Raw genomic sequence first — 10,013 nt, forward strand, 5'->3', positions numbered from 1 at the left:
AGGCAAATCTGGCGAATAGCTATTAATTTTTCTCCAGGTGTTATTGGTGCCATAATAGAGACAAGCAAAGGAAATAGTAACTAGATCGTGACATAAAACACAATATCAACTTCAATGATAAATGTACTAAAGGGGAATGTGAAAAATGAACTGGATGCCGGATAGAAATGCCAAGAAAGCGATCTATAAACAGCTTGCGGATTATATCGAAGCAGGAATATCGGATGGTACTTTTCCGCATGATAAACCACTTCCGTCGGAAAGGTTCTTGGCCAAGGAATATAACATTAACCGCAGTACAGTTGTGTCAACATACGATGAATTGGAATCTAATGGGCTAATCCAAAGAAAAAGGGGAAGCGGAACAACAATTAATAAAAATATATGGGGGATTACGAAGAAACGGATTCCGAGTTGGAATCGATATATTGAGGCTGGCTCTATTTTGCCCAATTTACCGGTAACCCAAAAAATCCGAAAAGAAGTGGCTGATCATAAATTGATCAATTTAGCTAGTGGAGAATTGTCAGAAGATCTCTTCCCACAGGGCACGCTGAGAAGTATTGCATCTAACAGGTCATTTGTCGGGAGCTTGGGCTATGATCACCCTCAGGGAAATGTGATATTAAGAAATACAATTGCAAAACATGTGATTCATGAAAGGAAATTGGAGGGAATTGATCCGTCCTCAATCCTGATTACCTCGGGTGCACAGCAGGCTTTGCATTTAGTCATCCAATGCCTGTTAAAGCCGGGTGATGCAGTAGCTATAGAGAATCCATCGTATTCTTACAGTCTCCACATATTCAAATCTGCAGGCATCAGGACCTATTATTTGCCTATGGACAAGGAAGGGATTAATCCGGATGACTTAGTATCCTTATATAAAAAGCATAAAATCAGAATGATTTTCCTGAATCCTGCTTTCCAGAATCCAACTGGTACATCTCTATCCCATAGTAGAAGAAAAGCTGTTTTGGACATATCATCTAAGTACGGAATTCCCATTGTGGAAGATGATCCATACAGTTTAACTTCCTTTATGGACGATGAGGTCAACACATTAAAGTCGATGGACTCCCATGGGAATGTCCTGTATATAAGTTCATTATCAAAAATCGTGGCTTCCGGATTGAGGATTGGGTGGATTATAGGTCCAAAAGCGGTTATTGAACGATTGACAGATGCGAAGCAGCAGATTGATTTTGGACATTCGAGCTTCACGCAATGGATTGCAAATGATTTCCTGGAATCAGAAGACTTTCCTGCACATATAAAAAAGTTAATCATGCAGTTGAAGAAGCGAAGAGATCAAATAGTCAAAAGCCTTAGATTTTTTTTAGGAAATCAAGTTGATTTTCATGTTCCCGAGGGCGGCATTCATATATGGTGCAAGTTGAGAAAAGAAATTAATGAAATGAAACTACTTGAAGAATCCATAAAAAGAGGGATTATATATGTTCCCGGAACAACAATGGGTTCGGAAAAGGGATATGTCCGTTTTACATACGCGAGGGAAAAAGAAGAAAATATACATGAAGGAATAAAACGATTTGCAGAAGCCTTGCAGGTGGTTCAAGAGTAATTTTATTTTTGTAAAGAATCATGATTTATACAGTGTGGAAGTGGATGGTATAATTAATGCCGAAATGGATGGTCATAAATTTAGTAAATCCTTTATGATAATAATATGCGATAGAGCAGTAGGAAAAAGTAGAAATTCAATTTTTGTATCAAGAGTAATCACTTCAATGATTGAATGCAAGGATAGATTCTAAGAGAACGTTTACTATAAAGTTGACTTCAAGGAGGAAATATGAACAATCTCATTATATTAATTATCGTTGCCATCATTATGGGTATCGCTCTGGTAAGTACACTGTTAATTACAAAAGAAAGAGACGCTGTTTATAGCAGTGCAAAAAGTATGTACAACCAGGCATGGATGTATATCGCTTTAATTCCAGTACTGGTCATTGTAGGGTTGATTTTTTGGTTTTAATATAGCTGACATTTTGGATGGCTGGACTATTCAATGTGAAGAAATCGCACGGGAAAATGCTCCTGTGCGATTTTTTGCGTGTAGTGGGGGTTCTTAAACTGCGAATACACGATATTTGAATAACAATGGTGGCGTTGATCCAAGAAGGATTAACGCTTTTTTGTTGAACTTTTTGAACTGACGGTGCAGGTTAGTTAAGAGGGAAATGATATAATAATGTAGATAATAATAGAGGAAGAGATCAAGAGTTGGTAATAGAGATTTAATCAAAATCAAAAAGGAGATTATTAATGGAGATAAATTACAAGCTAACAGAAGAGGATTATCTGAAATTCAATTTGTTTCATATTAAAAATTCTAAAACTGCCATTAAAGCATTGAATATGCAAAGATTTTTACCACCTATATTCTTTATCATTTTAACTTATATATTTACAACAGTTATGAATGCGTCATTCCCAGTGATGTTTATATATTTTCTAATAATAAGTATTCTGTGGATTATTTTCTTTCCAAAGTATTTCTATAACTATGTTATCCGTAATACTAAGAAAATGATAAGAGAGGGTAAGAACGATGGATTATTAGGTGAACATCACTTGATTATGACAGAAGAAGGAATTGAAGATTCTACTACCTATGGTGACACCAGAGTAAGTTGGTCTGGTTTAAAAAATTTCGAAGAGGACAACTATAATTTCTATCTTTATAACAGCTCGCTTAGTGCCTATATAATTCCTAAAAGAGAGTTAAGTAATGCAGAGGCAATGAGAAATTATCTTAACTCATACATACCGAGACAGAAATAGGAATTCAAATAAAAAATGAGGCTGCCTATTGTAGCAACCCCTATCTATGAAACCGTTGGCGTTGTTACGCCTCGGTTTTTTTATTTATCTTCCTGATCTCGCCTATTTCATTCAACATTTTTCAATGTCTATTCAAGTTTGGAACGAAGGTTATCACTTCCCAATCCGGGGGTTATGTCAACCCATTCTGCATGGTCTATGCCATGACTTATAAAAAGGGCTTTATAATTGTTCAACTAAATGGCTGAATAATTGGAAATTCATTTACAGGTAAGTCCAGCTATGGTAATATAACTAAATATTCCCAAGATTAAAGGAGATTGAATGATGAAAAAACTATTATTGCTTATTGCTTCACTTTCTTTAGTTCTTGCAGCTTGTTCTGAAGACAAAGAAGAGAAAAAAGTTACAACGACTGCAGGAACTAAATCTGAAGAAACTACATCTGAAGAAAAAGAGAACCCTGCTGGAGATATGATGAAGTTTTACTTATCAATCTCTCAATCTATTAATGCTGTAGATGCAGATCTAAATGCTTATGAAAATGCATTAACTGAAGAAGCACCTTCAGAAGGTGCTGAGCTTAAAAAAATGCAGGATGCTGCAAGAATAGCTGCTGCAAATGCTGCGGTTAAAGTAGAAGAATTAGAAGTTCCTGCTGAATTAAAAGATCATCAAGAAACAATTGACTCAGCATTAAACAAAATACAAGAAGCTTATACAATGAAAGCAGACGCATTAGCTGCTGAAGGTGAAGTTGTATTAGATGAGGCACGTGCAAAATTTGGAGAGGCTGACAATGAATTAAATAAGGTACTTAAAGAAGTTGGCTTAGCAGAATCAAGCATTGCCAGCGAAGTAGCACAATAAGAAAAAATCGTCCGTTCAATCGGACGATTTTTTAATTTAACATTATGTCAGTTGGTATATATACAAATGTGAAGCCAGCTGCCTTTAAAGGGCAACTTTTCTTATGGAGTAATAAAGTCGACTACTTCCTCATCGGGGTGTTATGTCAACCAACGGTGTATGGAGCATACAATTGGCCAGTTCTTTTTCTTGTGTTGGAACACTTCGCAAATACCGTTTTAACGTAAATAACCAACCATTCTTGTAACGCCCAAAACCCTTGATATATAAAGATTTTAGGCGTTTTTTGTTTAGGTGTTAAGGTTAAGATAAGAAGGATTAACGCTTTTTTTGTTGAACTTATTGGAATTAACAGGGCAGGTTAATAACCTTGCACCATTCAAAAGCATGATGAATTTGAAGAACGATAGCAGTATTTGGAACACCACCAATTCAACTTTGGCACGCTGTCGCTGTCATTGATGTAATTACATAAAATTGTAATTTACCGATAGAGTTTTTTTCATCTATCGGTATTATTTTTATAACTTGATAGGATTATCTAACAATAAAATTCAATTAAATGCCCAATTGTGCTAAAAAGCAAACAAATTATTTCCACAAGGGGAAGGGCTTCAAACAATGCTCGTTTGGGAAAGAGGCATGTCAATTACGGTATTCTCAAATCTATCTAGCAGGCGATTAACCGCTAATCGCATTTGATATAAAGCATCTGTTTCTGGCAACTCAATTCACACTTTCAAATTGCCCTTTTTTTCAATATTAAATCTCATTAATTTGGAATATAATAGTATTTTACTAACTCCATAGTTCTTTAAACCCATAAATATTTTTGTTATCAATAACTCAACCTTGGGAGCACAAATGCCTTTCAAAATCATTATAAAAGGAGGTTTCGTGTAATGAGTCAATCGACACAGCGTATAACCGCCCTTGATTATGCGCGAGCCTGGGCAATCTTCGGAATGATTATCGTGAACTATAAGCTTGCGATGCAGGCAGAAAACGATGGTCCGGCATGGTTGAGAGCAATAGCAAGTCTGTTTGAGGGAAGGGCATCAGCATTGTTTGTCGTGCTGGCGGGCATTGGAGTGTCATTAATGACCGCCAAATCAAGAGTTTCCATGAACAAGGACGTTATTCGTCAAAGTCGGAACACCTTGTACCGGAGAGCTGCTTTCCTTTTCATAATTGGTATTTTTCTTTTGTTAATGGGCTGGAGCGCCGATATTTTGCATTATTACGCATTGTTTATGCTTGTAGCTTCGGTCTTGATTACAGTATCTGATAACATAATACTCAGCCTGTTTGCGGTTATCCTGTTAGCATCGCAGTCGTTTTTGATCGCGTTCGATTACAGTAAAGGTTGGGACACGAACTTTCACGAATATACAGGCTTTTGGACGATAGAAGGATTTACGCGCAATCTTCTATTCAACGGATTCCACCCAATTTTTCCCTGGCTATGCTTTTTCCTGAGCGGCCTGTGGCTCGGTAGAAAACGTTGGTTGTACAGGGGGAACCGACCAATGATACTGCTCTATTCGTTGTCAGGGGCTGTTGTTTTCGAGGCGATTTCCTATGGCCTGATTAAATGGACCTCTTCTGTACTTGATATTGAATCAGCGAACTATTTGTTTACGACGAAACCGATGCCACCTACGATGCTGTATGTTTTATCTGCAACATGTTTAGCGGTGGCCGTCATTTCTATCTGTTTTTATGTGGTCGAAAAATTAGGGGATTCTCGTCTGACGCAGGCGTTAATCAATACCGGACAGCTTTCGTTATCTCATTATATCGGGCATGTATTAATTGGATTGGGTTTTCTTGAGACAGTTGGATATTTGGAAAATGGAAGACTTTCTTTTGCAATCGTGTATGGATCCGGCTATTTCGTTATTGCCATGATCTTTTCATATGTGTGGAGAAAATGGATAAAAAGAGGCCCGGTTGAACTGATCATGCGAAGATTGTGCTGAGTCGTGTAAAAGTGTCCATATACACACCCTAAAGCTTATAACTTTTTTTTGCACTCTAGGTCCGTATTGTGCAGTAAGTTAATTTTTCTTATTGAATACATAAAATTTTAAGTAGTAATTAAGTCTATGGTTCAATTAAAATATTTCTTATATCTTTTCTTTCTACATTCGGTTTTTGGAATGTGCATCTTTTATCTGAATGAAAACTTTAATAAATCATTTAGTATGTTAAGCAAAGAAGATATCGCGAGGGGAATAGTAATTGGATTGATTATGTTTTCCTATACTGTGTTAATAGGAGATATAAATTCAAGGTTTCCAGAAATCTCTAAAAAGACAAAAACTGTGTTGCTGTTCACGTCTCTTTTTATAACAATGATAACGGTCTTATATTTATTCAACATTTAAGAATTATTACCAATTAGTTATTCAACTAACGGGGCAGGTTAATGACAGATGGAATTGATATACCACTACAATATTATATAATGATAGATATATTTCTATTTCTTGGGGTGAATAAGGTGTGTAAGGATAGAAAAGAACGTTTCAAAGAGTTGTTAGACAAGCAAAAACAAAAAAGAATCGAAGAAGAGGAAACAAGAGAATATGAATTTGTTTTAGAGGAAGTTAATGAGTTATTTCCGAATCATATTGATTATAAAGAAGAAGTAGAAATTTTATCTGAAGAAGACTCTAAAAAAATCAAAGATGAAATATTTGAAGTATTTCCGTTTTGTAATAATGGAATTGAGTGGGGACTTATATTTTACAAAACTATATTTTCTAACTTTATTGACTATGAAAGTGCATTAGCAGAACTAGTAATTAAAAATCATAAAATAAATAATGAAATATGTTATATTATTGATCTTAACTTTCAATTTGTCATTAAAACAAAATTGAGCAGAATTATTCACAGAGTTGAAGAAGTTAGAAATTGGGATAGATATATTTATTCACCTCAAATTAAATTGGTTATTGAATTCCCCTCTAATGATATAGCAATAGGATGGAAGGAATAAGTGTTTACAAAGATTTTGAAGGTTTACACTTAAACTAACGGGTGCTTTAGTTCAAGTAAAGGAGCTCAAGAAGCTCCTTTTTGTGTTGCAAAAAAACAGTTAATAAAAGACGGCATATTTACTACGCCTTATTGAACTAACGTGGCCGAATAATTGAATAAAAAATATAAGTTGAACTATATTTTAAGATAAGAGTATGGAGTATCGTTGAGTTTTTTTAACAACTGGAGGGAGTCTTATGACCGAAGTGGAATTTGAAGAATTTGTAATGGAATTGTCGAATGTTCAACGAGAGGAGAACTTCGGATATACGTTATTTTTTGTTGGAAACGACCACCGTTTACCGTTCGTAACCATTGCCAATTCAGACAATGACTTTGATAATGTGTCCAATCTTGAACGAAATGATGTATTTCGCATCAATATAGGAGTAAGCAAAGAGACATACAACAAACTCAACATTAACCAATTGGATGAAGATATCGATTATTCGGTACTAAATGTGTTCCTCTCACATCCTCATTATGCAAGGCAATACTTTGTCTGCATCCTTAATCCAATCGGCGACAAATTAGAAGAAACGAAGCGACTCATTGTAGAGGCACATTCGATTGCGGAAGTTCGGCTTCAACGTAAGAAGAATTAGAATGTTGAAGAGGAATGTCACGGCCCCTATTGAACTAAACCAGCCAATAGTTTGTCAACATCTTTTAATGAAGACAGTAAATAGTTCATGTTATACTACATTTACGCATACCAAATAACCTTCCAAATGAATGTTTTGGAAAGCTTTGGATTATTTGGTTGTACTTTTAAACTAGGCTATATCTTGGAAAGTAGACTTTCTTGTTAATAGTGCATAAATCCAATGTAAAAGTTTATTGGCACAGGCTATTACAGCTACTTTAAAAGGCTTTCCTTCTTCACGTTTCTTATCATAAAACTCTCGTAGTCTCTTGTTACGAGGTATGATTTCTTCTGTCGTTCTCTTTTTGCGACAATCACGAATGGCAGACTTAACGGCCATATACAAGGCGTGTCTTAGTCTACTTGAACCTCTTTTGGTAATCCGATTTAAAGTTCCTTTGAATGTACCAGATTCAAAGATACTCGGATCAATTCCCGCAAATGCCACTAGTTTTTTAGGATGATTGAACCGATTAATTTCCCCGATTTCAGAAATAATCGTTGCAGCGATTTTTTCACCGATACCGGGTATGGATTGGAGAATCTCATATTCTTCAATATCTTTCGCTAAAACATCTATCTCTTCTTCAAGGTTGGATAGATGTTTTTTGTATTCAAGAAGCATATTTATATACATATCAATACTCAAGGTAAGACTATTGTATAAGGTTTTTTGAAACGGATTGCGATCTGCTGCAGCCCTTAATTTTTTTGCCTGATCGTTTGCCCATAGCTGAGACCGGCTTTTACATAATTCTTTTATTTTCTTCGCGATTGTTTCTTCGTCAACTGCTAAAACTTCCTCTGAAGTAGGGAAATTTTGTAATGTTAATAAAGAAACAATTGAATATAGGTCACCAAAAACCCCACAATATTCAGGAAATACCTGGTCAAGAACGGATTGGAATTGCAGTTTGGTTTGTACATACATACCTGTAATGTTTTCATGTTGCCTTGTAAGGTTTCGTAGGTTTAAGAGCTGGATTCCTCGTTGTTTATAAGGCTCTAGGTCTTCTTTATAGAACATCTCGCAGAGATGCCGAGCGTCAATGATATCAGTCTTTACCTTACGTAAACTAGAACTCTTTGCTCGATATGAAACGAGTGGATTTACCATTATCAACAAGAATCCTTTGTCCTCGAAATATTGGACAATTGGTGTATGATAATGTCCTGTGGATTCCAACACAATGGGTGGCCGTTCTCCAGATACATCTTCTATTTCCCCAATAAATTCTAGAAGGCTTGTCAGCCCCTTAAGTGTATGTGCTACTTTAAAGCTCTTTTTGTACGGTTGCTTTTTATCCAAGAATGCTTGAACCTGACTTTCACCTTTTGCCACATCCAGACCAATGACTGGATGCATCATTTTTCTCCTCCTTGTCATACAATTAACCGGTAACCCCTAAACCTTCATGTAGTATCATAGCTTCGCTTGTTATACGAGATCATAGTCCCAACCAGCCTCAATCATGTTTCTACAAGTAGGGGGCGAACTGTTTAGTTGACGGGATCATTTGCCCCACGGGTGCTTACGTTCTACCCCGGCTACCGTCATCATATATCGATATAAAAAAAGGTCAACCAGAAATATCTGGCTGACCTTATAATACGAACGGGTGCTTTACTTCAATAAGGAGTGAAGCCTTTTTTTTATTGAACTAACAGGGCAGTTTAGTTGAAGAACTTCACCTTTAATATTAGTCTTAATTTATAAGTTTCGTTTACTGTTGGAGGTACTAAATGGAGATAGTTGATATACTTAAAAATAAAAAAGTTAAGGTAACAGAAATACCAAAATGGGGACCATATTTACGGAAGCAATGGGAATATAATTTCGCAAATATATTAGCGATGAAGAAAAGAAATCGATTTATCTGTATGATAATAGCGGTTTTTGTGGTTATTTATGGCACATATTTAGTACTGATAAAAAAGATTGTTTAAAAGATGAACAAGCCGAAAAAGCATTTAATAATGGACTAAAGGACAATTGTTAGATTTTTTATCAACACTCAGATTATGCGTTAATTCTTAATAATGCATCTATGTTTATTGCTAATGACCTAATAAACGAAGAAGATATATATGTTGTTGATAAAGAATTTAACTGGACTTATGTAAAAACACACGAAACTGGATGGTGCGGTCCATACTTTAGCCGAATAATAGATAGCAAGCTTTAAGTTCTTTAACTAACGGGTGCTTTAGTTAAAGATCATTGAACTGTTTAGACAGCTCATTTCTTATTCTACTAACGGGGTAGTTTAGTTGAAGAAAAAGGGAATAAAATTTAATGTGTGACTTGGAGGAATTTGTTTGCCTATAGATATAATTAATGATGTGATATTTTCAAAAACAGCATCAAAACTCGGTTCTTATAAGATCATTGATGCAGATTGGAAAGACGATAATGGACTATTAGTTATTTTAAAAGAAAAAAGACAATTTTTGATATTTATAAATGATAATAATTGTCTCACTCCTCCTATAAAATTGAAGTATTCAATTGTTAGATGGATCGACACAGATAAAATCCTAATTGCCGATGCAAGGAATGAAACGAACATAGATAATGTTTTTATCCTGGACTTGAATGGTACAATAATAAACTCATTTAATGGTGGAGATGGAATTG

At 35.4% G+C, this 10,013-nt stretch carries 8 protein-coding genes and 2 pseudogenes; 9 read left to right on the top strand and 1 reads right to left on the bottom strand.

Translation table 11 applies throughout. The features are described from left to right. Positions 1–145: 145 nt before the first annotated feature. The 7 genes from pdxR to AC1DOS_RS14385 all read left to right on the top strand — a co-directional run bounded on the left by pdxR (position 146) and on the right by AC1DOS_RS14385 (position 7,334). Positions 146–1,585, top strand: coding sequence for a MocR-like pyridoxine biosynthesis transcription factor PdxR (gene pdxR, locus AC1DOS_RS14355; RefSeq protein ID WP_477538043.1), 1,440 nt, complete (start codon positions 146–148; stop codon positions 1,583–1,585). Between the two features lie 231 nt (positions 1,586–1,816). Next, the gene (locus AC1DOS_RS14360; protein ID WP_477538044.1) at positions 1,817–2,002 is read left to right on the top strand and encodes a BshB3 potential contributor to bacillithiol synthesis; all 186 of its coding nucleotides are present in this window, start codon (positions 1,817–1,819) and stop codon (positions 2,000–2,002) included. Positions 2,003–2,292: 290 nt separating this feature from the next. Further along, positions 2,293–2,811: a YcxB family protein gene (locus AC1DOS_RS14365; protein WP_477538045.1), complete on the top strand. Its 519-nt coding sequence runs from the start codon at positions 2,293–2,295 to the stop codon at positions 2,809–2,811. 327 nt (positions 2,812–3,138) lie between these two features. Continuing rightward, positions 3,139–3,681 carry a hypothetical protein gene (locus AC1DOS_RS14370; RefSeq protein WP_477538046.1) on the top strand — a complete coding sequence of 181 codons (543 nt, stop codon included), beginning with the start codon at positions 3,139–3,141 and terminating at the stop codon, positions 3,679–3,681. 902 nt (positions 3,682–4,583) lie between these two features. Further along, positions 4,584–5,663: a DUF418 domain-containing protein gene (locus AC1DOS_RS14375; RefSeq protein WP_477538047.1), complete on the top strand. Its 1,080-nt coding sequence runs from the start codon at positions 4,584–4,586 to the stop codon at positions 5,661–5,663. A gap of 449 nt (positions 5,664–6,112) precedes the next feature. Continuing rightward, entirely contained in the window at positions 6,113–6,688 is a 576-nt protein-coding gene (locus AC1DOS_RS14380; RefSeq protein WP_477538048.1) for a hypothetical protein, read from the top strand. Positions 6,689–6,926: 238 nt separating this feature from the next. After that, the gene (locus tag AC1DOS_RS14385) at positions 6,927–7,334 is read left to right on the top strand and encodes a DUF6194 family protein (protein ID WP_477538049.1); all 408 of its coding nucleotides are present in this window, start codon (positions 6,927–6,929) and stop codon (positions 7,332–7,334) included. Between the two features lie 171 nt (positions 7,335–7,505). On the opposite strand, the gene AC1DOS_RS14390 is transcribed toward AC1DOS_RS14385, so the two are convergent. Beyond that, positions 7,506–8,741 carry an IS110 family RNA-guided transposase gene (locus AC1DOS_RS14390; RefSeq protein WP_477538050.1) on the bottom strand — a complete coding sequence of 412 codons (1,236 nt, stop codon included), beginning with the start codon at positions 8,739–8,741 and terminating at the stop codon, positions 7,506–7,508. Between the two features lie 377 nt (positions 8,742–9,118). Here AC1DOS_RS14390 and AC1DOS_RS14395 point away from each other — a divergent pair. Together AC1DOS_RS14395 and AC1DOS_RS14400 are read left to right on the top strand one after the other, a co-directional pair. Next, positions 9,119–9,561 (top strand): annotated as a pseudogene (locus AC1DOS_RS14395) (DUF4275 family protein). Positions 9,562–9,694: 133 nt separating this feature from the next. Next, a pseudogene (locus AC1DOS_RS14400) lies at positions 9,695–10,013 on the top strand (hypothetical protein); the annotation flags it as partial.

This window comes from Paenisporosarcina sp. P5_A11 (assembly GCF_056400705.1).

Bases quoted from the DNA above. Each gene is read 5' to 3' on its own strand.
- pdxR (WP_477538043.1), top strand. From the start codon at position 146: ATGAACTGGATGCCGGATAGAAATGCCAAGAAAGCGATCTATAAACAG.
- AC1DOS_RS14360 (WP_477538044.1), top strand. From the start codon at position 1,817: ATGAACAATCTCATTATATTAATTATCGTTGCCATCATTATGGGTATC.
- AC1DOS_RS14365 (WP_477538045.1), top strand. From the start codon at position 2,293: ATGGAGATAAATTACAAGCTAACAGAAGAGGATTATCTGAAATTCAAT.
- AC1DOS_RS14370 (WP_477538046.1), top strand. From the start codon at position 3,139: ATGAAAAAACTATTATTGCTTATTGCTTCACTTTCTTTAGTTCTTGCA.
- AC1DOS_RS14375 (WP_477538047.1), top strand. From the start codon at position 4,584: ATGAGTCAATCGACACAGCGTATAACCGCCCTTGATTATGCGCGAGCC.
- AC1DOS_RS14380 (WP_477538048.1), top strand. From the start codon at position 6,113: ATGACAGATGGAATTGATATACCACTACAATATTATATAATGATAGAT.
- AC1DOS_RS14385 (WP_477538049.1), top strand. From the start codon at position 6,927: ATGACCGAAGTGGAATTTGAAGAATTTGTAATGGAATTGTCGAATGTT.
- AC1DOS_RS14390 (WP_477538050.1), bottom strand. From the start codon at position 8,741: ATGCATCCAGTCATTGGTCTGGATGTGGCAAAAGGTGAAAGTCAGGTT.